This is a genomic window from Vineibacter terrae (genome assembly GCF_008039615.1).
Classification (GTDB): Bacteria; Pseudomonadota; Alphaproteobacteria; order Reyranellales; family Reyranellaceae; genus Vineibacter; species Vineibacter terrae.
This window is the reverse complement of sequence record NZ_VDUZ01000031.1, coordinates 89164-110915: the sequence shown is the minus strand read 5'-3', so window position 1 is coordinate 110915 and position 21752 is coordinate 89164. Positions and strand designations below refer to the sequence as shown.

Sequence of the window (21752 nt, the reverse complement as noted above, 5' to 3'; positions counted from 1 at the left end):
TGTGGCAGATGCCGGTGGCCTTGATCTCGACCAGCACCTCGCCTTGCCGGGGCCCCTCGAGATCGACCATCTCGACTTCCAGCGGTCGCTTGGCGGCAACGGCAAGGGCGGCGCGGGTTTTCATCGGCGATCCTCCGGACCATGGTCGTCCGACGCTGGTAGCGGCGAGGCGCATCAACTCTTGCTTGCGGGTCGTGCCAGGCGCTCAATGCAGCCTGCTGACACCCGTGCTGCGCCTGCCGAAAAGACTAGCGAGAAAGCACGGTCCCGCGGAATTGGACTTTGGATCGAAACACCGGGCGTCGGCGAAGTTCAGGCCTTCCAACCCGGGATCCTTGATCCTTGGATCAGTAGCCGGTCCCGGTCGATCGCGATAAAGTTCAGGGAGGACGCCGCAATGTCGTACCCCAGCCGCACGACGACGAAGCGCGCGCTTGCCGGGGAGCGTGGCATTCGCCGGGGCATGAGCATGCAGGCGGCAACGGCAGACGCCGTCGCCGAGCTGCTCGATGCCATCAGCCAGGATCATATGGAGATGATCCTGCTGTTCTGCTCGCCTCAATACGACGTTCCGGTCATGCTGGCGGAAATTGCCCGCCACGCGCCGGGCGTGCCGATCCTGGGCTGCACCACTGCCGGCGAGATCACGCCGATCGGCTACCGGCAGGGCACGGTCACCGGCCTCAGCCTGTCGGCAACGCACTTCGCTGCGTCGGTCAGGTTGATCGAGCCGACCTCGAGCTTCGAGATCACCGACGGGCCGGCGGTGACGCAGGCGCTGACGGCTGAGCACAATGCGTATCGTCGACGCCTGCACGCGCCCAACACGTTCGCCCTGCTGATCAATGACGGATTGTCGATGCGCGAGGAGATCATCGTCAGCGCGCTGCGCGACGGCCTGGGCGAGATCCCGCTGATCGGCGGCTCGGCGGGCGACAATCTTGCCTTCCGCGAAACCAGCGTCTTCCTCGATGGCCGTGTCCTCACCAACGCCTCGCTGCTGGTGCTCGTCTCGACCGACCTGGCGTTCCGCGTCTTCCAGACACAGCACTTCAAGCCGCTCGACCAGAAGATGGTGATCACGCGTGCCGATCCGTCGCGCCGCCTGGTCATGGAGATCAACGCCGAGCCGGCCGCCGACGAGTACGCCCGCCTGATCGGCCTGGATCGCGCCGAGCTGACGCCGCTGATCTTCGCGGCCTACCCGCTGGTCGTCAAGGCGGGCGGCCGCCACTACGTGCGCGCCATCCAGCGCGTCGACGATGATGGCCTGCACTTCTTCTGCGCCATCGATGAAGGCATCGTGCTGAGCGTGGCCGAGAGCGGCGATCTGAGGGCGAACCTGGTATCGCTGTTCGACGCCCTGCGGCAGGAGCTGGGCGGGATCGAGGCGGTGATCGGCTTCGATTGCGTCCTGCGCTATGTCGAGATGGAGCAGCGCCAGATGCTGAGCGATGTCTCGCGCATCATGGCGCAAAACAATGTCGTCGGCTTCAATACCTACGGCGAGCAGTTCGGCATGATGCACATGAGCCAGACCTTCACGGGAATCGCCCTCGGGCCGGGATGAGCCATGGCGGCAGAACAGGAGCTGCCCATCGCTGACCAGAACGCGGAGACGCTGCGGCGCACCGTCGCGAAGCTCACGGAGATCAACCGTGCCCTCATGAGCCGGGTCGAGCACAGCCTCGACATGCAGGGCAACGCCTATCAGCTCTTCCAGACCGCGATCCTGCTGGACCAGAAGGTCCGCGAGCGCACGCGCGAGCTCGAGCATGCGCTGCAGGCGGTCGAGCAATCGAACCTGGAGCTGCGCGCCGCCAAGGTCGAGGCGGAGCGCGCCAACGTCAGCAAGACCAAGTTCCTGGCCGATGCCAGCCACGACCTGCTGCAGCCGCTCAATGCCGCCCGGCTGCTCGTCGCCGCCCTCCAGGAGACGGCCCGCTCCGGCAACAGCCAGACCATCCTGTCGCGGATCGATCATGCCCTGGGCAATGTCGAGGATCTGCTGAACACGCTGTTGGAAATGTCGAAGCTCGACTCGGGCCATGTCAGCGCCACGATCCAGCCGGTCCGGCTGGCGCCGCTGATGGAGGCGCTGCGCGAGGAGCTGGTGCCGATCACGGCGCCCAAGGGGCTCGCGTTCACCCTCATGCCCTGCGCGCTCACCGTGCAGAGCGATCCGCACCTGCTGCGCCGCCTGCTGCAGAACTTCCTGAGCAATGCCTGCCGCTACACCGCGGCCGGACGGGTCCTCTTCGGCGTGCGCCGGCGCGGCCCGATGGCCGAGCTGCAGGTCCACGATACCGGCGTCGGCATCCCCGCCGAGAAGCTCGACGAGATCTTCGAGGAGTTCCGCCGCCTGGAGCCACCGCAGGGCGGAGCCCCGAAAGGCTACGGCCTCGGCCTGTCGATCGTGAAGCGTATCAGCCGCCTGCTCGGCTACCAGGTCAAGGTGGCATCGACGCCCGGGCGTGGCTCGTGCTTCTCCGTGCTGGTGCCGATCGCCGACATGGCCGCGCGCGGCCCGGCGTCGGTGCGTCCCCGGCCGGCGCCGGCCGGCGCCGTCGACAACATCCGCGTCCTGGTGGTCGACAACGACCGCACCGTGCTGGATGCCATGACGCGGCTGCTGGAGGCATGGCGGTGCCGGACGATCGCCGTCGCCAGCCGGGCCGAGCTTCAGGCCCATCCGACCGACAACCGGCCCGACATCCTGCTGGTCGACTACCATCTCGATGACGGCGATCTCGGCACAGCCCTGATCGCCGACATCCGCCGGCGCTGGGGGGCGGACATCCCGGCCGCGATCATCACGGCCGACCGCAGCCCGGAGGCTCATGCCGCGACGCAGCTCCTGCCTGCCGTCAGCCTGCTGCTCAAGCCGATCAAGCCGGCGCGACTACGTGCGCTGGTCGCGTCCGTTCGACGCTGAAAGGCTGCGCCGGTATTTCTGATAGAGGATGACGGCCTGCGTGCGGCTGGACACACCCAGCTTCTGCAGCAGGCTCGACACATGCGCCTTCACCGTCGTGATCTGCACATCGATCACATGGGCGATCTGCTTGTTGAGCTGCCCTTCCGCCATCAGCTCCAGCACCTTGCGCTGCTGGTTGGTCAGCAGCTCGAAACGGCAGCGGACCGCGTCGTCCAGCACGTGATCCTCCTCGCCCGCGGCGTCGCCGGCGTCCATTCCATCCGTCGGCGCGTAGCTGCCGCCGTCAAGGATGGTGCGCACGGCTGCAATGATGGCGTCGCGCGACAATGACTTCGGGATGTAGGCGACGGCGCCGGCGTCGAAGCATTCGCGCATGACATAGCGGTCGGCCAGGGCCGAGATCACCGCCACCGGGACATCGGGGCAGCGGACGCGCAGCGATCGCACGCCCTTCACGCCGCTCATGCCCGGCATCCGCAGGTCGAGCAGGATCAGGTCGATATCGGCGCCCGCGGCAATCTGCTCGACCGCCTCGCCGAACGAGCCGCTCTCGAGCACGTCGACGCGCTCGTCGAGCGCCTTCAGCGTTCCCGCCAGTGCCTCGCGAAATATCGGATGATCGTCGGCGACCAGGATCGTCCGCATGAGACATCCCCGTCCAGAGCGTCGGCATTTGAATGCCGAACGCCGGACCGGTCAAGTCGATGCGGACATCCTGGCCGGCGGTGAGGGCCCGCTTCTCGCACGCGTGCAAAAAGCCGGCGCCGCGGCCGCGCTCACGCCCGCAGGGTGATGCCGCCGTCGACGACCAGCAGGTGGCCGTTGACATAGGCCGAGTCGTCGCTGGCGAGAAACAGCGCGGCGTTGGCCGTGTCCCAGCCGGTGCCCATCTTGCCGGTCGGCGAGGCCTTGTTGCGGATGGCGATCATCTTGTCGTAGGCGGCGTTATGGTCGCGCTCGTTCTTGGCGTACTGCTCCGCCAGGAAATCGATCATCGGCGTATGCATCAGGCCGGGCAGGATGGCGTTGCAGCGGATGCCCTTGTCAGCGTACTGCGAGGCCACCGCCTGGGTGAGCGCATTCACCGCGCCCTTGCTGGCGTTGTAGGCGACGTAGCTGATGCCCTTGGGCACGCGGATGGACGCGATCGACGAGACGTTGATGATCGCGCCGCGGCCCTGGGCCTCCATCACGGGCAGCACATGCTTGAGCGTGAGGAAGAAGCTCTTCACGTTGACGTCGAAGGTGAGATCCCAGTCCTTCTCCGCCAGCTCCACGGGACCGCCCGTCGAGCCGATGCCGACATTGTTGTCGAGCACGTCGATGCGGTCCCAGCGCTGGCGGCAGGCTTCCACCATCGCCTCCACCTGGCTGTCGGACGTCACATCGGCACCATGGGCGACCGCCGTGCCGCCTTCCTTGGCGATGATGTCCGCCGTCTCGCGCGCCGCGGCGAGGTTGCGGTCGACACAGAACACCTTGGCGCCTTCGCGCGCGAACGTGACCGCCGTGCACTTGCCGTTGCCCCAGCCCGGCCCGCTCGAGCCGGCGCCGACCACGATCGCCACCCGATCCTTCAACCTGTCCGCCATCGTTCGCTTCCCCCGAATCGTTGATGCATCAGAACGCTAGCATGGGAATTCAGCCCCGCCACATGCGCCGGCGCAGGAATGTCGCGCCGAGCGTGATCAGCAGGAAGACAGCAGCTGCCGTGAACGTCGTTTCGAACGCCCGCAGAAAGGCGGCCTCGGCCGTGCGGCCGCCGTCCAGCGCCGCCTGGCGGACCTGCTGGAACAGCGCGCTCAGCAGCGTCGCGCTCGCCACCGTGCCCAGGGTGCGCGTGACCATCGCCAGGCCGCCGGCGACGCCGCGGTCGTGCACCGGCAGGCTGCCCGTGACGATATCGGTGTAGGCCACCTGGAACAGGCCCAGGCCGATGCCCTGGCACAGCAGCGCCACCGCCATGACCGCCAGCGCCGAGCGATCGGCGCTCTGCCCGATCACCGCGGTCGCCGCGATCACCAGGACGACCCCGGCCAGCGCGTTGCGCTTCTGCCGCTTGCCACCCCACAGACGGCCGGCCAGCGCCGAGCCCAGGATCATGCCGAGGGCGCTCACCGCCAGCACCGCGCCGCCCCATGTCGCCGACAGCCGGACGATGCCCGCCAGGTAGTACGGCACCAGCAGCAGCACGGCGAAGCCGACCAGGCTCACCGCGAGGCTCATCAGGTTGAGCAGCGAAAAGTCGAGGTCGCGGAACAGCGACAGGCGCAGGATCGGCTCGCTGAAGCTGGCCTGGTGCATGGCGAACACGATCAGCGCGTTGATGCCGGCGATCGCCAGCGCCAGCGGCAGCCACACGCCGCCGCCAGGCATCTGGGCCAGCGCCAGGGCCAGCAGCAAGGCGCTGATCCAGAAGGCGAGCAGGCCGGACCCGAGCCAGTCGAAACGCCGACCGGCAGCCCGCTCCGGCGCCGGCAGCACCCATGACAGCATCAGCGCCAGCACCGCCACCGGCGCGCGGAACCAGAAGACGCCACCCCAGCCCCAGCGGTCGACAAGAGCGCCGCCCAGCAGCGGCCCCAGGGCCCAGGCGAGCGAGAACAGGCCGGCATAGGCGCCCAGCGCGCGCGAGCGGTCCCGCTCGTCATACAGCGATGTCGCCAGCGCCGGCGCCACGCTGATCGCCAGCGCCGCGCCGATGCCTTGCAGGACGCGGAAGAGCAGCAGCCAGCCGAAGCTCGGCGCCAGCGCGCACAGGACGAACGCGACGGCGCTGATCAGCAGCCCGATCTGGAAGATGCGGCGATATCCCAGCAGGTCGCCGAGCTTGCCGAACACCAGCATCAGGCTGGTGTAGGTAAGCACGTAGCAGATCACGATCCACTGGATGGAGCGGACCTGCAGGTCGAAGGCCGCCGTGATGGCGGGAAAGGCGATGTTGACCGCCGTATCCAGCGGCACGCCGGCAACGCCCAGGCCGACGACGAGCAGGCCGAACGATGCCGGCCGCGGTCTTGACATCCGAAGCGTGGCCGCAGCGCTCAGCCGCGGCCGACGAACGGCATCTTGGTCGCCATCACCGTCACGAACAGCGCGTTGGCGTCGGGCGGCAGCGTGGCCATGTAGGCGATGGTGCGGCCCACCGACTCCACGTCCATTAGCGGCTCGGGCCGGACCGAGCCGTCGGCCTGCGGCACGCCCTGGGCCATGCGCGCCGCCATCGGCGTATGGGCATTGCCGATATCGATCTGGCCGCAGGCGATGTCGAAGGGCCGGCCGTCCAGCGCGATGCACTTGGTGAGGCCGGTGATGGCGTGCTTGGTCGACGTGTAGGCCACCGAGTTGGGCCGCGGCGCATGGGCCGAGATCGAGCCGTTGTTGATGATGCGGCCGCCCTGCGGCCGCTGCTCCTTCATCATGCGCATGGCTTCCTGCGCGCACAGGAACGAGCCGGTGAGATTGACGTCGACCACCGCCTTCCACTGCGTGAAGGGCAGCTCATCCATCGGCACCGCCGGCGCGCCCATGCCGGCGTTGTTGAACAGCAGGTCGAGCCGGCCGAACGTCTCCTTGGTCCTGGCGAACAGCGCCTTCACCTGCGCCGGATCGCCGACATCGGCCTGCACCACCAGCGCCTTGGCTCCCGCCGCCTGCACCGCCGTCGCGACCTCCTCCAGCGGCTCCTTGCGCCGGCCGGCAAGCACGACGGCATAGCCTTCCTTGGCCAGCGCCAGGGCAGCGGCCTTGCCGACGCCGGTCCCCGCACCGGTGATGAGGGCGATCTTGGGTGATGGCATGGGCGTCTCCCTTGTCGATGGGTTGCATGGCCGGCCTCGGCACACGGCGCCGCAACCATCGGCCAGCCGCAGCCGGAAGACAAGTCATCCCTCGCGTCCCGCGCTGCGCAGCCCCGCTGTCATCCCGAGCGCAGCGAGGGATCTCCCGCGAACAGCGCACCTCGCCGTAGGAGATCCCTCGCTGCGCTCGGGATGACGGGAGGGTACTGTCACGGGGCCAAACGTCCCGTCACACCAGCTTGCGCAGCTCGGTCTTCAGGATCTTGCCGTAGTTGTTCTTCGGCAGCGCCTCGATGAACTTGTAATCCTTGGGCCGCTTGTAGCGCGCGATATTGTCGAGGCACAGCGCATCGAGCTCGGCCGGGGTCGTCGCCTGGCCGGCACGCAGCACCACGAAGGCCACCGCCTCCTCGCCCCATTCCGGGTGCGGACGGCCGATGACCGAGCATTCCTGCACCGCCGGATGCGTCGCCAGCACGTCCTCGATCTCGCGCGGATAGATGTTGGAGCCGCCCGATATGATCATGTCCTTCGAGCGGTCCTTGAGCGTGAGGAACCCGTCCTCGTCGAAGCAGCCGACATCGCCGGTCCACAGCCATCCCTCGCGCAGCGACTTCGCCGTGGCCTCGTCGTTCTGCCAGTAGCCGGACATCACGGTCTCGCCACGCACGATGATCTCGCCGACCTGGCCGACCGGCATGGGCTTGCCGGCCTCGTCGACCACCCGCACCTCGACACAGGAATCGGGCAGCCCGGCCGAGGCCAGGCGCTGCTCCCATCGCGGGTGATCACGGTTGGCGTGCGCTTCCCGACTGAGATGGGTGATGGTCATCGGACTCTCGCCCTGGCCGTAGAGCTGCACCATCACGTTGCCCAGCAGGTCGAGCGATTGCCGGAGGTCGCTGACATACATCGGCGCGCCGCCGTAGGTGATGGTGCGGATCTCGCCCGGCTTGATGCCGCCCGCGGCACGATGGTCGATCAGCCGCTTCACCATGGTCGGCGCCAGAAAGACCGTGGCGTCCGGCCACCGCCGCGCCAGCTCGACCATTTCCGGAACCTCGTAGCGGCCGCTGTCGGGAAACACCTGCACCGCTCCCCGTCCCAGCAGCGGGAAGTTCCACAATCCCGAGCCGTGGCTGATGGGCGCCACATGCAGGATCGAGCCGCCGGGCTGCGGCCGGTCGATGTCGGCGTAGTAGTTCAAGGTCATCGCCAGCAGGTTGCGGTGCGTGAGCGTGGCGCCCTTGGGCCGGCCGGTGGTGCCCGAGGTATAGAACAGCCAGGCCGGATCGGCCGGCGCCCTGTCGGTGACCGCCAGCGGATCGCCCACGGCCATGAAGATGTAGTCGCGCGCCGAGACGTCGATGATGCGCTCCAGCGCCGGGCACTCGTCCTTGACGCCGGCAATGCTCTCGGCAAGGTCCGGCGTCACCATGCACACCCGCGCGCCCGAGTTCTGCAGGATGAAGGCGAACTCGCGCGGATGCAGCTTGGCGTTCATCGGCACCGCGACCAGCCCGGCATGCCAGATCGCGTACATCGTCTCGATCGCCTCGACGCAATTGCCCATCGCGAAGGCGACGCGATCGCCCGGCCGCAGCTTCAGCCGGTGCCGCAGGTGCGTCGCCATCACGGACACCTTGCGCAGCAGATTGCGGTAGGCCAGGTACGCGACTTCACCCTTCGCCAAGGCGATATGCTCGGGAAATGCCTGTGCCGACTTGATCAGGAGATGAGCGATATTCATGCGCCGACGATGGCACGGGCGGCAACATGAGAGAACCCCCTTCCGGCGCGCCCGTGCCATGCTCGCCAGAGCGCGATTGCGCCGCCGGCAAGCCGCTTGCGATAATCCCGGCGAGGAATCCCGCAGGAGCATCATGAGCGTTACCGAAGTCGAGTTCGCCATCGTCGGTGCCGGCATCGCCGGCGTGTCGTGCGCCTACTTCCTGGCCGCCGGCGGCGGCCCGGTCGCGATCGTGGAGCGCGAGCACGTCGCGGCCTACCACACGACCGGCCGGTCGGCGGCGCTCTACAGCGAGACCTACGGCAGCGATGCGATCCGCGCCATCACCGTCGCCAGCGGCGGGTTCTATCGCCAGCCGCCCGCGGGCTTCGCCGACGTGCCCCTGCTCAGCCCGCGCGGCGCGCTGTTCATCGGCACGGCTGACCGGCACGATGCGCTGGACGCCGCCTATGCCGAGTTCCACAGCCTGGTCGCCAGCGTCCGGCGCATCGACCGGCGCGAGGCGCTGGCGCTCAACCCGCTGCTCAATGCCGAGGCGGTCGACAGCGGCGTCTACGAGCCGGACGCCGAGGACATGGACGTGGCCGCCATCCACGGCGGCTTCCTGCGCGGCGCCCGGGCCGGGGGCGCGGTCCTGCGGCTGAACGCCGAGATCGTCGGGCTGGAGCGCCGGGCAGGCAAATGGCACCTGGCGCTGCAGGGCGGCGATCGCGTGATCGCGATGGCCGTCATCAACGCCGCGGGCGCCTGGTGCGATGTGCTGGCCGGCATGGCCGGGATCAGGCCGATCGGCCTGGTGCCCAAGCGCCGCACCGCCTTCACCTTCGACGCGCCGCCGGATGTCGATATCCACGCGCTGCCGATCGTGGTCGACGTCGACGAGACCTTCTACTTCAAGCCCGAGGTCGGCCAGTTCCTGGGCTCGCCGGCCGACGAGACGCCCAGCCCGCCCTGCGACGCGCAGCCGGAGGAGATCGACATCGCCATCGCCGTCGAGCGCATCGAGGCGGCCTCGTCGCTGCGCATCAAGCGCATCAAGAACAAGTGGGCCGGGCTGCGCAGCTTCGTGGCCGACAAGACGTTCGTCGTCGGCTACGACGGCGATGCCGAAGGCTTCTTCTGGCTGGCCGGCCAGGGCGGCTACGGCATCCAAAGCGCGCCGGCCATGGGCCGCCTATCGGCCGCCCTGGCCCTGGGCCGGGGCATGCCGGAAGACCTGACGGCCCTGGGCGTCACCGAGGCGACCTTGAACCCGGCGCGGCTGCGGTGAGGCGCATCACGCTATCGGGCAACCCTGCGCCGGAAGCAAGCCGCACCTGATCGCGATCGAGCCGCGCCGGGCGCGGCAGAGATCAGGGCAGCTTCGGGTTGGCCTTGCCAATCAATCCCCACACTTCGGTGGTCAATGGCATGACAGTGGGAAAGACGCCGTGAGTGGGAAGCATCTCGCGATAGGAAGCGTAGAAGTCCTTGCCCACGTTCACGAAGTCGCTGGCCGAGCCGCTCGGATCGGTGTAGCCGACTTGAATCAGCTTCTTCAAGTCGAGCCCAAGAAACAGCTTGCAGCGCGCGTTGACGTAGCGATGAGAGTTGTCGGAAAACCACTGGGCCACGTAGATGCTCGCCGTGACGGCGCCATCCACCACCTTGCCGATATCCGTGCCGCTCCATTGAAATGGCATGACGAACTTGCCGTCCTTGTTCGTCGTCGCCTTGGGATAGCCTTGCAGGTTGCCCTCGATGTCGGCGCTCGTTCCGGTCGCAATAGCCGATCCGTCACCGAGGATGAAATTCAACGTGAGCTCGGCGCCCCCCACGGCGCTGCCTCCCGTATCCGTGACCGTGCCAAAAATGATCCCCGTATTGGCGGCCATGAGCGAATCCTCCCCGAGTCCAGCCACGAAAAACGCATTGTGGCTGCAAGCGATGGTGAAAGCGTCATTCACTCAAATGAGATGGCTCGAAGCATCCGAGGGACCCGGCGTGACATTGGAGCAGGCCCCTAAACATCTTCATAAATTGTCCACAGGCTGCTATTATACTGCGCTTTCGAGGTAGTCGTACTGGAAAGCCCATGACTTCGGCCCTGCCGCCGTCCACCAAGCCCCCATCCGGTCCGGTTTCGAACGCTCCACGCAACCACCGCCATATCCGCCTGACGTCGCACCCCACGCGGGGCTCCGGCAAGCCGCCGGAGATCCACTGGGGCGCCGCCAATCCGGCCGACCGCGGCCCCGTCGTCGCCACCGTCACCCATCCCGAGCATCGCAATGCCATCGGCGTGCATGCCGGCGGCTACGGCATCTACCGTGCGCTGGCGGTCGCCGCCCAGGCGCTGGCGCCCGACCACAAGCCGGACCTGACGGACACGTCGCCGGCGGCGTCCATAGGGCCGTTCCCGCAATGGGCCGACCCCGGCAAGATCGTGTCCTTCGATCCCTGGGGCCATCTCGTTGCCGACGTCTTCGCCGACCGGCTGGCGGCAGGCTGGGACATCCGCCCCACCATCGCGGTGACCAAGGCGCGGGTGTCGATGCCGGAGGTCAAGGATGCGGTCGAGGCCGGCCGCCTGGCGCCGGACGGCGAGATCCTGCTGTCCGCTGGTGACGTGCGCGTCACCAAGGCAGCGATCGAGCCCGTATGGTGGCTGCCGGGTGTGGCCGAGCGCTTCGGCGTCGCCGAGACCGCGCTGCGCCGCTCGTTGTTCGAGCACACGGCGGGGATGTATCCCGAGCTGGTGACACGGCCGGACCTCAAGGCGTTCCTGCCGCCGATCGGCGGCATGTCGCTCTACTTCTTCGGCGACGTGGCCAAGCTCGGCCATGCTGAAACTCCGATCGCCTGCCGCGTGCACGACGAATGCAACGGCTCGGACGTCTTCGGCTCCGACATCTGCACCTGCCGCCCCTATCTCGCGCACGGCGTCGAGCTGTGCATCGAGATGGCCCAGAAAGGCGGGGTCGGCCTTGTGGTCTACAACCGCAAGGAAGGCCGCGCGCTGGGCGAGGTCACGAAGTTCCTCGTCTACAACGCCCGCAAGCGCCAGCGCGGCGGCGACACCGCGGCGCAGTACTTCGCCCGCACCGAGTGCGTCGCCGGCGTGCAGGATATGCGCTTCCAGCAGCTCATGCCCGACGTGTTCCACTGGCTGGGCATCGCGCGCATCGACCGCTTCGCCTCCATGAGCAACATGAAATCCGACGCGCTGCGGGCCCAGGGCATCGAGATCGTCGAGCAGGTGCCGATCCCGGACGAGCTGATCCCGCTCGACGCGCAGGTCGAGATGGATGCGAAGAAGGCGGCCGGCTACTTCACGCCGAAGAAGCCGGATCTTGTTGATCTGACCGTGGCCAAGGGGCGGGGGTTGAGCGAGTGACGCTGTCGACGCCATCCGCCTGTCCCCGCCCCGTCTCGTCCGAAAGCCTGTCATGACCCCGCTGTCGCTCGGCACGCCGGCTGAAGCGATCGCCTATCTGCGCACGCCCGACGCCATCCGCGAACGGGCGCGCGCCGTCTGGCGCCGCGTCGAGAACGGCGAGTCGCCGCATTTCGCGCTCGACTATGACGGCCTTGAGGCTGCCGTGCGGGCCACGCTCGCGGTCACGCGCGAACGTTTCCCCGATCCACGCACCGTGCCCTTCCATGCGCGCTGGCGGCATTTCGAGGCTGGCGGCCGCGACCGCTGGCGGCCGCTGGCCCGACGCCTGCCCGCCGGCATGCCACGCGAGGAACGGGCGCGGCGGCGCTTCGATCTTGCGATCGTCTCGGTGCTGCTGGACGCCGGCGCCGGGCCGGATTGGCGCTATCGCGAGCTTGCCAGCGGCCAGACCCTGGCCCGCTCCGAAGGGCTGGCGGTGGCCTCCCTCGACATGTTCGCTGCCGGCGCCTTCAGCACCCACCGCGGCGATCCCCTTCGGGCGGATGCCGAGGCGTTGATGCGGCTGGAGGAGCTGGCGCTGGTGGCCGGCTTCCAGGTTGCCGCGCACAATCCGCTGGTCGGCCTCGATGGCCGCACCAGGCTGCTGCGGCGGTTGGGTGAAGCCGTGCTGGCGCGGCCGGATCTCTTCGGCGGCCGCGATCCGCGGCCGGGCCACCTGTTCGACCACCTGGCCAGCCAGGTATCCGACCAGACGCTGCCGGCCCCGGCAATCCTGGCAGCGCTGCTGGAAGCTTTCACGCCGATCTGGCCCTCACGGCTGGACATCGCCGGCCAGCCCCTGGGCGACGTCTGGCGGCACCCGGCGGTGGCGGCCCGCGATCTCACCGATGGCCTCGTGCCGTTCCACAAGCTGTCGCAGTGGCTGGCCTACTCGCTGGTCGAGCCGCTGGAGGAGGCCGGCATCGCCGTGACCGACCTCGACGCGCTGACCGGCCTGCCGGAGTACCGCAACGGCGGCCTGTTCATCGACAGCGGTGCCCTGCGCGTGAAGCGCCGCGACATCCTCGAGCGTGCCTGGACGCCGGGCGACGAGGTCATCGTCGAATGGCGGGCCATGACCGTGCTGCTGCTCGACCAGGTGGCACAGCATGTGCGCGCCCATCTCGGCCTCGATGCCGCCGAGCTGCCCCTGGCCAAGGTGCTGGAGGGCGGCACCTGGCTGGCCGGGCGCCGGCTGGCGAGCCAGAGCCGAATCGGCGGCACGCCGCCGATCACCATCGACAGCGACGGCACCGTCTTCTGAACGCCCGGCTGCGATGATCCAGCGGCCCGCAGCCGTCATCACCACGGATAGACCCTGAGGGGGACAAGCAAGCATGAGCGTCACGGTCGTCGATCACCCGCTGGTGCAGCACAAGCTGTCGCTGATGCGCGACAAGGACACGTCGAGCGCCAATTTCCGGCGCCTGCTGCGCGAGATCGCCATGCTGCTGGGCTATGAGGTGACGCGCGACCTGCCGCTGGCGCCGCAGCGTATCGAGACGCCGCTCACCGGCATGGAGGCCCCCTTCATCGAAGGCAAGAAGCTGGTGGTCGTGCCGATCCTGCGCGCCGGGCTGGGGCTGGCGGACGGGCTGCTCGAGCTGATGCCGCAGGCCCGAGTCGGCCATATCGGCCTCTATCGCGACCCCGAGACCAAGGCCGCGGTCGAGTACTATTGCAAGCTGCCGGACGACGTCGCCGACCGGCTCGTCATCGTGTGCGATCCCATGCTGGCCACCGCCAACTCGGCGGTTGCCGCCATCGACCTGCTCAAGCGCTCGGGCGCGCCGCGCATCAAGTTCATGTGCCTGCTGGCGGCGCCGGAGGGCGTGAAGGCCTTCACCGACGCCCATCCCGACGTGCCGATCTGGACCGCTGCCATCGATAGCCATCTCGACGCGCACGCCTACATCGTGCCCGGCCTGGGTGACGCCGGCGACCGCCTGTTCGGCACCAAGTAGCCGCCTCGTCAGGCCGGCGTCACGCCGCGCCGTCACCGTGCCCCTCTCCGTCCCTGGGGACGGACAACGAGAGGCCATGCGGGGGCGGTGCGATGGCCCTGCCCATGATCGCCATCCAGCTCGTCGCCCTGGCCCTGCTATGGGCCGCACCGCAGACCGCGATCGCCATGGCCGGCCGGCCACCGAACCTGCCCGCCAGTCACGCCCCGCCGGGCGACCCCACCCTGCGGATCGATCCGCCGCTTGCGGAAGAGCAGCCGCCGCCGGACATGCTGCCGGCGCGCAAGTGGGGCCGGGTCAGTTCCCGGGCCCGCGCTCCATCGAGTAGGGCTGCCAGCGGGCCAGGGACGACTTCTCCAGCACCGTTGGGTTCACGCAGCTGCGCGGCCAGCGTCCGGTCAGCACCGAGGCGATCTCATGGCCGACGCGCCGGCGCCGCGCCGGGTCGAAGCGCGCCGAGGCCGAGGCGACATGCGCCGTGAGGATCACGTTGTCCATCTTCAGGAGTGGATTGTCCGGCTGCACCGGCTCGACCTCCAGAACGTCGAGCCCCGCGGCCGCGATCCACCCTTCCTGCAGCGCCTTGATCAGCGCGCTTTCATCGACGGTGGGTCCGCGTCCGGTGTTGATGAACAGCGCCGTGCGCTTCATGGCGCGGAAATGCGGCTCGCGCAGCATGTGCTGCGCCTCGACCGTGGCCGGCGCATGCATCGAGATGATGTCGGATTGCGCCAGCACCTCATCGAGGCTGGCCGGCAGGACCCCATGGTCGCTCATCACCAGTTCCTCGACGAACGGGTCGTAGGCCATCATGCGCAGGCCGAACGGCGCCGCCCGCCTGGCGACGGCCCTCGCCACATGGCCGAAGGCGATGAAGCCCAATGTCTGGCCCATCAGCCGCGGGAACTCGTAGAGCATCGGCCGCCCTTCGCGCCAGCGCCCGTCGCGCACCATGCGGTCCTGCACCACTAGGCGGCGATACGTCGCCAGCAGCAGCATCATTGCATGGTCAGCCACCTCCTCGATGAACGTGTCGGGCACGTTCGTGACGGGGATGCCGCGGGCCGTCGCCGCCGCGACGTCGACCGAATCGACGCCGACGCTGCCCAGCGATATCACCTTGCAGCGCTGCAGCCCGTCGATGATGCGCGCCGAGATGCGCCGGCCTTTGGCATAGAGCGCATCCGCGTCATGCGCTGCGGCGATGAACTCGTTCTCCGACGGCGCATCGATCTCCACGATCTCGGCGCCCAGTGGTGTCAGGGCCTCCATCTCATAGGCGTAGCCGGTGCCGCTCATGCCGCCCGGCGGCGTGACGATCTTGAACTTGGGCACGCGCATTCCTCCCGATCAGGTTCGACCGGGAGCAAATCCGCGGCCACCGAAGCTGTCAATGCGCAAGACCTACGCCAGGACGATGTCGAACGTTCCGGCCAGGGCGCCGGGCTCGAGGCCGGCGGCCGGGACCAGGCTCACCACCACCTGCTGGCGTTGCCGCGGGTCACGGATCGCCCGGAACACGCCGTCGCGCTCGTTGCCGGCCTCGCCAGCGACATACATCTGGGTGGTCAGCCGCCGGTCGTCAGGCGCCACGACCCGGAAATGGATGTGCGGCGTGCGGCCGCTATAGGCGACCGGCCGGATGGTGCGGAAGCGATAGGTGCCGTCGGCGGCCGCAGTGGTCTGCCCGAAGCCCTGGAAACCCTGATCCCGCCGTCCCAGGTCGCTCTGCCGCGGATGATCATAGAGGCCTTGCGCGTCGCACTGCCAGATCTCGACCCTGGCGCCGACGATCGGCAGGCCGGCCGTGTCGCGCACGCGCCCGGTGATGTGGGTCACCACGCCACGCGCCGCAGCACCGGCGCCGCGCACGCTGACAAGATCGTTGTCCGCATCCGACGGCAAGGCGACCGGATAGAACGGCCCTTCCGTTTGCGGCGGTGTCGGCACCAGGGCCTGCGCACGGACCAGCGCCGGCGCGGCGAGGAGCGTGGTCGCGCCCGCGCCAGCCCGCAGCAACCGCCGGCGGAACAAGCTGTAGGACGATGGGGACATGCGGCCATCCTCGGCGCGAGGAGCCGCGCCTGCCCGTATTCTATCGGCACCCGGTCGGCGCGCCACGGCCGCGCCGGGATCTTTGGTCAACTTGTCGTGCAGGCTGATGGCGCTCTCAGTCGAGGCCAAACCACCGCTTCGCCTTGGCCGTCCAGCTTTCTGCATAGACGATATCGGCCTTGATCTCGTAGGGCATGCCGGGCGTGTCCTTGACCAGGGCCATCAGCGGCAGCTTCCACGCCACCTTGCGGCCATCCGCCTGGACGTCGCCGGTGGCATTCTCGATCCGCGCCGCCGACACGGTGAGCGTCACGTACCGGTTGGTCATCATCGCCATCAGCACGGCGTTGGCCGCCAACGCCTCGCCGGGCTGATCCGGCTTGCCGAGGGGGTTGTCGATCGGCTTGAAGACACCCGACAGCCGGTAGACGCCCTCGCGCAGCCGCTCGATCTTGAGCTGCGAGCGATCCAGGCCGCGCACGCCGGACACCGATCGCGCCCGCGCCTCCTGCTGCGCGGCCGCGGCGGCGACCGGGTCGGATACCTCGATCACGTATGTGCACAGGGCCATGTCGCCCCGCTGCCCGCGCTTGCCCTTGATCGATGTCACGCCTGCCGGCAGCGTGTCGGCCGGCCGCTCCTTCTCGCAGTCGGCCAGGAAATCGCCGCGACCAACGCGCGGCTGGTTGGCCAGCACCGCTGCCAGCTGCATCGATACGCCGATCTCGGCCGTCACCTGCGCCGTGCCGTCGGGCCGGAACGTGCTGTCGGCGGCGAAATCGAAGCAGCCGGTCAGCAGCACCGCCGAGACGGCGATCAGCGTCCCCCGACCGAGATATTTCCGCCACCGCATGATCACCTCCGTGCCCCGGCCGTCGGCTTCTCTCACCTCGGCCCTGCCTGTCGATGCTGCTGTCGATCAGTGTCAGAAAGATGGTTTTTGCACGTCACGGCGCTGGCAGGCGCGAGCCGCAGGCGGAATAGCGGCAAGCGCAAGGGTGTTCTCACCGTCGAAATCGTCCGTGATAGGATGACGGGGCGATCTGCCCATATCGAGGCAACCCGCAGACGCCGCGCGACAAGAGGACAGGGGTGACCGACAACGGCGATCCTTCCGCGCCGCACATCGCTGATGCAGATGGCGAACGCACGCGCATGGCGATCGCCCGCTGGGTCGCCAGCACCGTATCGGCCGACGCGGCATCAGGACTGCAGCCGCCCCCGACAGTGGCGGGAGCGGTTGCTGCGGAACCAGCCGCGACGACACCTGCCGGCAGCGGCTTTCTGCTCCAGCCGGGCACGATCCTCAACAATACCCAGCGCATCGAGGCCCTGATCGGCCGTGGCGGCATGGGCGAGGTCTACCGCGCCACCAACATCCATACGGGCGACCAGGACGCGATCAAGATGATCCGCCCTGACCTGGCCACGGACCCGCATGTGCGCGAGCTGTTCCGCCGCGAGGCGGCAGCGCTGCGAAAAGTGCGTCATCCGTCCGTGGTTTCATATCAGGGCATCTTCGGCGACGATTCCGGCCGGCTGTTCCTGGTCATGGATTTTGTCGATGGACCGTCGCTCGCTTCATTCATCGCAAAAGGGCCGCTGGCACCAGGCGACGTGCGCCGCGTCGGCGTGCAGATCGCCGAGGGCCTGGCGGCGGCGCATGCCGGCGGCGTCGTGCATCGCGACCTCTCGCCCGACAATGTGGTGCTGCGCGGCGGCAGCCTCGACCACGTCGTGCTGATCGATTTCGGCGTCGCCAAGCGGCTGGACGGCAGCAGCACCCTGATCGGCAGCAGCTTTGCCGGCAAGCTCGACTACTGCTCGCCCGAGCAGTGCGGCCTGTACGATGGCGCTGTCGACCACCGCACCGACATCTACAGCCTCGGCCTGCTGCTGGCGGCCGCCGCGATCGGCAAGCCGCTGCCGATGGGCTCATCGTTGGCGCGCGCGATCAGGACGCGCGAGGTCCAACCCGACCTGTCGGCGGTGCCCGAGGAGCTGAAACCCGATCTCGCACGACTGCTCGAGCCGGACCCCGCACGCCGTGCCCAGAGCATGCGCGAGGTCGCGGCGCTGCTGCGCTACGATATGCCGCCCACGCCCGCCACGCCGCCGCCGAGGACAACGGACACCGTCCGCCGCCTGGCCTGGATCGGCGGCGGTGCCACGGTCGCCCTGGTGCTGATCGGTGCCGGCGCCGTGGTCGGCCCACGGCTGATGTCCCTCGCGTCGCGGTCGCAGGACGAAGGACCCGAGCTGGCGCAGCAGGCCACGGATGCGCAACGCCGGACGGCTGACGCGAGCGCCGACGAGGAGCGCCGGGTTGCCGAAGCCCGGCGGCAAGCTGAAGAAGACGCAAGACGCCTTGAGGCGGAACGCACCGCGGCCGAGCGGCGTCGGGCCGAGGAAGAAGCCCAACGGCAGGTCGACGAGGCCAGGCGGCTGGAAGCCGAGCGCGCCGCAGCCGAGCGGCAGCGCGCGGACGACGTTGCCCGGCGCCAGGCGGAAGAAGCGCAGCGCCAGGCCGACGAGAAGGCCGCCGCCGAGGCGCAGCGCCGGGTCGAAGAGGAGAAGCGTCTCGCGGCTGCCGCGGAAGCGCAGCGCCGCGTCGACGAAGAAAGGCGAGCAGCCGTCGAGGCGCAACGTCGGGCTGATGAAGAACGGCGCAACCGCGAAACGGCACCACCGGTCGCGCCGCCGCCCCGTCAGCCACAGCAGCAGGCATCCCGGACGCCCGCGCCTGTGCCTGTGCCTGTGGGCGTTGATGGCGCCTGGCAAGGGCGCATCTGCTTTCGCCGCCTGATGCTGACCAGCGGCAACGAAACATGCGGTCCCCTGACATTGTCCATCACCGGCGGCGCTGCCCGCGGCAGCTGGGTGGTCGGCGGCCTCACCTACGCGATCTCGGGAGCGATCGCGGCCGGCGGCGGCCGGGTGACACTGGAGATGCCGCCCAGTGGCCAAGGGTTGGGCACCAAGTTCACCTTGCCGCTGCGGGTCGACAACGGCGCATTGCAGGGCCAGGGCTATACCAACAACAACGTGCTGGTGACGTTCACCGCTGCGCGCTAAATCGATAGTCGAGATGTCGGTCGGCACGATCGACCGCCCCGAGCGCGAACTCATGATCGTCGTTGTCGAAGAAGAGCCCAAGCATCGAGAGGGAATCTCGGCGCTGCATCGTGTTGCTTTTGGCGGCGACGGCGAGGCGCGCCTTGTCGAGCGCCTGCGCCGCGACCGCCTCGTTGCTGCTTCGCTGGTTGCGCTGGCTGACGGTGACGTCATCGGGCACATCCTGTTCAGCGATCTGGCGGTCGAGGTCGACGGGCGGACAGTGAGAGCGGCAGCGCTTGCGCCGATGGCCGTCCGCCCTGACCGGCAGAGGCAAGGGGTCGGCACGCGTCTGGTGTCGGCAGGCCTCTCGATCGTGCAGGACCGGGGCTATGCCGCGGTCGTCGTCCTGGGCCACGCCGACTACTATCCGCGTTTCGGCTTCTCTGCCGCCCTGGCACGCCGGCTGGCGGCACCGTTCAGCGGCGACTCGTTCATGGCGCTGGAGCTGATCCCCGGCGCGCTCGACGGCGCCAGCGGCGCCGTCAGCTATCCGCCAGCATTCGAGCTCACGTGAGCATCCAGCCGTACTGGCAGGAATCGAGCGGATGTGACATGCCCGCCATATTCATGACCCATAGACGGGTATAGGATCGTCACCGGCCGGCCCCGGATTCCGGTCGTACGCAACGACAAACAAAAAACGGTCTGGTTCGGCCGAGCACGCGGCATCCTTGCAGATGCCGCGACGTTCCTGTTTCAGGTCGCCGGCATGCGGCCTGAGCGCGTCACGCATCGGAGGATGCCATGGAACACAGGACCCTGGATGAGATCAAACGTACGGCTCTGACTGCCCCCTTTGAGACCGCTACCCGCAAGATGTCCCGGCGGGAAAAGCTGGAGCGATGGGCAGCCCTTCTGGAGCGCCATCGCGGCGCGCTCATGCCGCTGATGCGGGTCGAGTATCTTCCCGAGCGCGCCCGCAAGATGCTGCGCGGCGACGACACGCCGCTGGCGGTGGCGTACAAGGACCCCCTGCTCCAGGCCGAGGGCCTGAAGAGCGACAGGCTCGGCGACGGCATGGCGTTCTTCGAGCTGACGGATCTGGAAGCACACCATCTGCTCTGCGACTGCCACTACTGCGGCACGATGAGCGGCGAGAGTGTCGCCATGCGGGCCCGCTTCACTGCCAATGGCCCCAACGCACGCGGTCTTTGGGACTGACAGCCATCGCGCGAGCCCGTGCCTGCCCTGTGCTGTCAGGCAAGTGGCATCCTCTCCTCGCTGATGCGGGGAGAGGATGTCGCATGCGTCAGGGGCTGATCATCCGGCTGCACTGCGCCCTGACGATGCGACGTCTGGGCTGGCAGGCCGGCAATAGCGCCGGCGCGCCCTACTTCACGACGATCTCGACGCGCCGGTTCTCCGGCGCGCTGGCGCCGTCCTCGGTGGCCATGAAAGGCTTGGTCTCGCCGGCGCCCTGCACCGTGATGATGGCTTCGGGCACGCCCTGCTTGACCAGCAGGTCACGCACGGTGCGCGCACGGCGCAGCGACAGCGCCTCGTTCGACCGCTCGGTGCCGGCGCGATCGGTGTGCCCGGTCACCTCGACCGCCTTGGTGTCCGGCTTGCGGGCGGCGGCCGCGGCCTCGCGGATGGTCGCCAGCCCGCGCGTCGAGACGACGGCCTTGCCCATGTCGAAGAACACGATGTAGCTGGGCGGCTCGTCGGCGCGCGGCTGCAGCAGCGGCTCGGGCCGCTGCGCGGCGGCCAGGCTTGGCGCCTCGCATGCCATCGGTGCCAACCACGGCAGGACGGCCATGAGGGACCGACGCAGCATGCGGACCTCCCGGGCGGGGCTTGCCCCTCGCCTAAGGGGGCGCTCTTAGCACGAATTGCCGCGATGAGGAGCGCCCGCCGCGGCGGCGGAGCGCGCTATTCGGCTGCAGCCAGCAAGGGTTGCGCACTTGCGCGTGCTGTCGCCAGCCACTTGTCGAGGAAGCCGTCTATCCAACGGCCCAGCGGCGGGTCGTGCTGGTCGTGCCCGCCCAGATGCACCTCGCGCGGCTGGGCGCCAGGCGATGCCAGCCGCTCCGCGGCCTTGGCGGTCCAGGTATCCTTCATCTCGAGGGTGACCTCGGGGTGGAACTGGATGCCGAAGGCGTTGCTGCCGTAGCGGAAGGCCTGCACCGGATACTGCTCACCAGTGGCCAGCACCTGGCAGCAATCCGGGACACGCATGCCCTCGCGGTGGAACTGGTAGACCGTCATCGGGCCGTCAGGGAACCAGGCCGCGCCGTCAGCCGTCGGCGCGATGCCGTAGTAGCCGGCCTCGATCAGCCCCTCGGGGTGCGGCCCCACGGAGCCGCCCAGCGTGCGGGTCAGGAGCTGGCCGCCCAGGCAGATGCCCAGAAAGGGCACACCGGCCTCCACGACCTTGGGGATCCAGGCCAACTCGCAGCGGATGCCGGCCAGCGTGCCGCAGTCGTTGGCGCTCATGGGGCCGCCAAAGATCACCACGCCGGCGAAGTCGGAAACATCCTCGGGGAGCTGGCAGCCCAGGTTCGGGCACAGCCTCTGGAGCGTGTAGCCCTTGGCCTCCAGCAACGCGCCGACACGGCCCGGCCGGGAGTGCTCCTGATGGACGATGATGGCGATCTTGTAGGGGCCCGATGACGCGGCCCTGAGGGGGACAACCGATGCGGTCATGGCTCCGTAAAGTACAGGTGCGGTGAGTCGACAGCAAGGCGACACAGTGTCAAGGTCGCGGCGC

At 68.6% G+C, this 21752-nt stretch carries 20 protein-coding genes and 1 pseudogene; 9 read left to right on the top strand and 12 right to left on the bottom strand.

The features are described from left to right. Positions 1–124: pseudogene (locus FHP25_RS41975) on the bottom strand (S-(hydroxymethyl)glutathione dehydrogenase); the annotation flags it as partial. A gap of 273 nt (positions 125–397) precedes the next feature. Between FHP25_RS41975 and FHP25_RS24715 the strand changes: the two are divergent. Both FHP25_RS24715 and FHP25_RS24710 read left to right on the top strand, forming a co-directional pair. Continuing rightward, on the top strand, positions 398–1570 hold the full coding sequence (locus FHP25_RS24715) for an FIST N-terminal domain-containing protein (RefSeq protein WP_147849639.1): 1173 nt from the start codon (positions 398–400) through the stop codon (positions 1568–1570). A gap of 3 nt (positions 1571–1573) precedes the next feature. Further along, positions 1574–2935, top strand: a complete 1362-nt coding sequence (locus FHP25_RS24710; protein ID WP_147849638.1) for an ATP-binding response regulator — start codon at positions 1574–1576, stop codon at positions 2933–2935. Here the strand turns inward: FHP25_RS24710 and FHP25_RS24705 are convergent. The 5 genes from FHP25_RS24705 to FHP25_RS24685 form a co-directional block, all read right to left on the bottom strand. Beyond that, on the bottom strand, positions 2903–3583 hold the full coding sequence (locus FHP25_RS24705; protein WP_147849637.1) for a response regulator transcription factor: 681 nt from the start codon (positions 3581–3583) through the stop codon (positions 2903–2905). The two genes, FHP25_RS24710 and FHP25_RS24705, sit on opposite strands and share 33 nt — an antisense overlap. A gap of 131 nt (positions 3584–3714) precedes the next feature. Further along, complete coding sequence (locus FHP25_RS24700) at positions 3715–4530, bottom strand: SDR family NAD(P)-dependent oxidoreductase (RefSeq protein ID WP_147849636.1); 816 nt, start codon at positions 4528–4530, stop codon at positions 3715–3717. Positions 4531–4579: 49 nt separating this feature from the next. Next, a complete protein-coding gene (locus FHP25_RS24695) occupies positions 4580–5962 on the bottom strand; it encodes an MFS transporter (protein WP_147849635.1) in 1383 nt (460 codons plus the stop codon). Between the two features lie 20 nt (positions 5963–5982). Next, positions 5983–6738 carry an SDR family oxidoreductase gene (locus FHP25_RS24690; RefSeq protein WP_147849634.1) on the bottom strand — a complete coding sequence of 252 codons (756 nt, stop codon included), beginning with the start codon at positions 6736–6738 and terminating at the stop codon, positions 5983–5985. A 229-nt stretch (positions 6739–6967) separates the two neighbouring features. After that, the gene (locus FHP25_RS24685) at positions 6968–8488 is read right to left on the bottom strand and encodes an AMP-binding protein (RefSeq protein WP_147849633.1); all 1521 of its coding nucleotides are present in this window, start codon (positions 8486–8488) and stop codon (positions 6968–6970) included. A 133-nt stretch (positions 8489–8621) separates the two neighbouring features. On the opposite strand from FHP25_RS24685, the gene FHP25_RS24680 reads away from it, so the two are divergent. Continuing rightward, positions 8622–9758: an NAD(P)/FAD-dependent oxidoreductase gene (locus FHP25_RS24680; protein WP_147849632.1), complete on the top strand. Its 1137-nt coding sequence runs from the start codon at positions 8622–8624 to the stop codon at positions 9756–9758. Positions 9759–9840: 82 nt separating this feature from the next. Here FHP25_RS24680 and FHP25_RS24675 read toward each other — a convergent pair whose 3' ends face one another. Further along, complete coding sequence (locus tag FHP25_RS24675) at positions 9841–10362, bottom strand: hypothetical protein (RefSeq protein ID WP_147849631.1); 522 nt, start codon at positions 10360–10362, stop codon at positions 9841–9843. 200 nt (positions 10363–10562) lie between these two features. Here FHP25_RS24675 and FHP25_RS24670 point away from each other — a divergent pair, with 200 nt between their 5' ends. From FHP25_RS24670 to upp, 3 genes are all read left to right on the top strand, one after another. Continuing rightward, positions 10563–11864, top strand: a complete 1302-nt coding sequence (locus FHP25_RS24670) for a GTP cyclohydrolase II (protein ID WP_147849630.1) — start codon at positions 10563–10565, stop codon at positions 11862–11864. Between the two features lie 52 nt (positions 11865–11916). Continuing rightward, positions 11917–13170: a URC4/urg3 family protein gene (locus FHP25_RS24665; protein WP_147849629.1), complete on the top strand. Its 1254-nt coding sequence runs from the start codon at positions 11917–11919 to the stop codon at positions 13168–13170. Positions 13171–13243: 73 nt separating this feature from the next. Beyond that, positions 13244–13870 (top strand): uracil phosphoribosyltransferase, encoded by a 627-nt coding sequence (gene upp / locus FHP25_RS24660; RefSeq protein WP_147849628.1) that lies wholly within the window; start codon positions 13244–13246, stop codon positions 13868–13870. Between the two features lie 297 nt (positions 13871–14167). Here upp and FHP25_RS24655 read toward each other — a convergent pair whose 3' ends face one another. From FHP25_RS24655 to FHP25_RS24645, 3 genes are all read right to left on the bottom strand, one after another. Continuing rightward, positions 14168–15211 carry a C-terminal binding protein gene (locus FHP25_RS24655; protein WP_231712463.1) on the bottom strand — a complete coding sequence of 348 codons (1044 nt, stop codon included), beginning with the start codon at positions 15209–15211 and terminating at the stop codon, positions 14168–14170. 63 nt (positions 15212–15274) lie between these two features. Further along, positions 15275–15925, bottom strand: a complete 651-nt coding sequence (locus tag FHP25_RS24650; protein WP_147849626.1) for a dioxygenase family protein — start codon at positions 15923–15925, stop codon at positions 15275–15277. 115 nt (positions 15926–16040) lie between these two features. Further along, on the bottom strand, positions 16041–16778 hold the full coding sequence (locus FHP25_RS24645; RefSeq protein ID WP_147849625.1) for a hypothetical protein: 738 nt from the start codon (positions 16776–16778) through the stop codon (positions 16041–16043). Between the two features lie 239 nt (positions 16779–17017). Here FHP25_RS24645 and FHP25_RS24640 point away from each other — a divergent pair, with 239 nt between their 5' ends. The 3 genes from FHP25_RS24640 (at position 17018) to FHP25_RS24630 (ending at position 20203) form a co-directional block, all read left to right on the top strand. Next, positions 17018–19000: a serine/threonine-protein kinase gene (locus tag FHP25_RS24640; RefSeq protein ID WP_178133758.1), complete on the top strand. Its 1983-nt coding sequence runs from the start codon at positions 17018–17020 to the stop codon at positions 18998–19000. Positions 19001–19013: 13 nt separating this feature from the next. Next, positions 19014–19556 (top strand): GNAT family N-acetyltransferase, encoded by a 543-nt coding sequence (locus FHP25_RS24635; RefSeq protein ID WP_218578576.1) that lies wholly within the window; start codon positions 19014–19016, stop codon positions 19554–19556. 230 nt (positions 19557–19786) lie between these two features. Then, entirely contained in the window at positions 19787–20203 is a 417-nt protein-coding gene (locus tag FHP25_RS24630) for a hypothetical protein (protein ID WP_147849623.1), read from the top strand. Between the two features lie 169 nt (positions 20204–20372). Here FHP25_RS24630 and FHP25_RS24625 read toward each other — a convergent pair whose 3' ends face one another. After that, complete coding sequence (locus tag FHP25_RS24625; protein ID WP_147849622.1) at positions 20373–20819, bottom strand: OmpA family protein; 447 nt, start codon at positions 20817–20819, stop codon at positions 20373–20375. 95 nt (positions 20820–20914) lie between these two features. After that, on the bottom strand, positions 20915–21688 hold the full coding sequence (locus tag FHP25_RS24620; protein WP_147849621.1) for a glutamine amidotransferase-related protein: 774 nt from the start codon (positions 21686–21688) through the stop codon (positions 20915–20917). Positions 21689–21752: the final 64 nt, after the last annotated feature.

What these genes read in the sequence shown, in the direction of transcription:
- FHP25_RS24665 (WP_147849629.1), top strand. Translation starts at nt 11,917, where the DNA reads ATGACCCCGCTGTCGCTCGGCACGCCGGCTGAAGCGATCGCCTATCTG.
- FHP25_RS24675 (WP_147849631.1), bottom strand. Translation starts at nt 10,362, where the DNA reads ATGGCCGCCAATACGGGGATCATTTTTGGCACGGTCACGGATACGGGA.
- FHP25_RS24685 (WP_147849633.1), bottom strand. Translation starts at nt 8,488, where the DNA reads ATGAATATCGCTCATCTCCTGATCAAGTCGGCACAGGCATTTCCCGAG.
- FHP25_RS24680 (WP_147849632.1), top strand. Translation starts at nt 8,622, where the DNA reads ATGAGCGTTACCGAAGTCGAGTTCGCCATCGTCGGTGCCGGCATCGCC.
- FHP25_RS24715 (WP_147849639.1), top strand. Translation starts at nt 398, where the DNA reads ATGTCGTACCCCAGCCGCACGACGACGAAGCGCGCGCTTGCCGGGGAG.
- FHP25_RS24625 (WP_147849622.1), bottom strand. Translation starts at nt 20,819, where the DNA reads ATGCTGCGTCGGTCCCTCATGGCCGTCCTGCCGTGGTTGGCACCGATG.
- FHP25_RS24690 (WP_147849634.1), bottom strand. Translation starts at nt 6,738, where the DNA reads ATGCCATCACCCAAGATCGCCCTCATCACCGGTGCGGGGACCGGCGTC.
- FHP25_RS24650 (WP_147849626.1), bottom strand. Translation starts at nt 15,925, where the DNA reads ATGTCCCCATCGTCCTACAGCTTGTTCCGCCGGCGGTTGCTGCGGGCT.
- FHP25_RS24645 (WP_147849625.1), bottom strand. Translation starts at nt 16,778, where the DNA reads ATGCGGTGGCGGAAATATCTCGGTCGGGGGACGCTGATCGCCGTCTCG.
- FHP25_RS24670 (WP_147849630.1), top strand. Translation starts at nt 10,563, where the DNA reads ATGACTTCGGCCCTGCCGCCGTCCACCAAGCCCCCATCCGGTCCGGTT.
- FHP25_RS24630 (WP_147849623.1), top strand. Translation starts at nt 19,787, where the DNA reads ATGGAACACAGGACCCTGGATGAGATCAAACGTACGGCTCTGACTGCC.
- FHP25_RS24700 (WP_147849636.1), bottom strand. Translation starts at nt 4,530, where the DNA reads ATGGCGGACAGGTTGAAGGATCGGGTGGCGATCGTGGTCGGCGCCGGC.
- FHP25_RS24710 (WP_147849638.1), top strand. Translation starts at nt 1,574, where the DNA reads ATGGCGGCAGAACAGGAGCTGCCCATCGCTGACCAGAACGCGGAGACG.
- FHP25_RS24635 (WP_218578576.1), top strand. Translation starts at nt 19,014, where the DNA reads ATGTCGGTCGGCACGATCGACCGCCCCGAGCGCGAACTCATGATCGTC.
- FHP25_RS24655 (WP_231712463.1), bottom strand. Translation starts at nt 15,211, where the DNA reads ATGCGCGTGCCCAAGTTCAAGATCGTCACGCCGCCGGGCGGCATGAGC.
- FHP25_RS24695 (WP_147849635.1), bottom strand. Translation starts at nt 5,962, where the DNA reads ATGTCAAGACCGCGGCCGGCATCGTTCGGCCTGCTCGTCGTCGGCCTG.
- FHP25_RS24620 (WP_147849621.1), bottom strand. Translation starts at nt 21,688, where the DNA reads ATGACCGCATCGGTTGTCCCCCTCAGGGCCGCGTCATCGGGCCCCTAC.
- FHP25_RS24705 (WP_147849637.1), bottom strand. Translation starts at nt 3,583, where the DNA reads ATGCGGACGATCCTGGTCGCCGACGATCATCCGATATTTCGCGAGGCA.
- upp (WP_147849628.1), top strand. Translation starts at nt 13,244, where the DNA reads ATGAGCGTCACGGTCGTCGATCACCCGCTGGTGCAGCACAAGCTGTCG.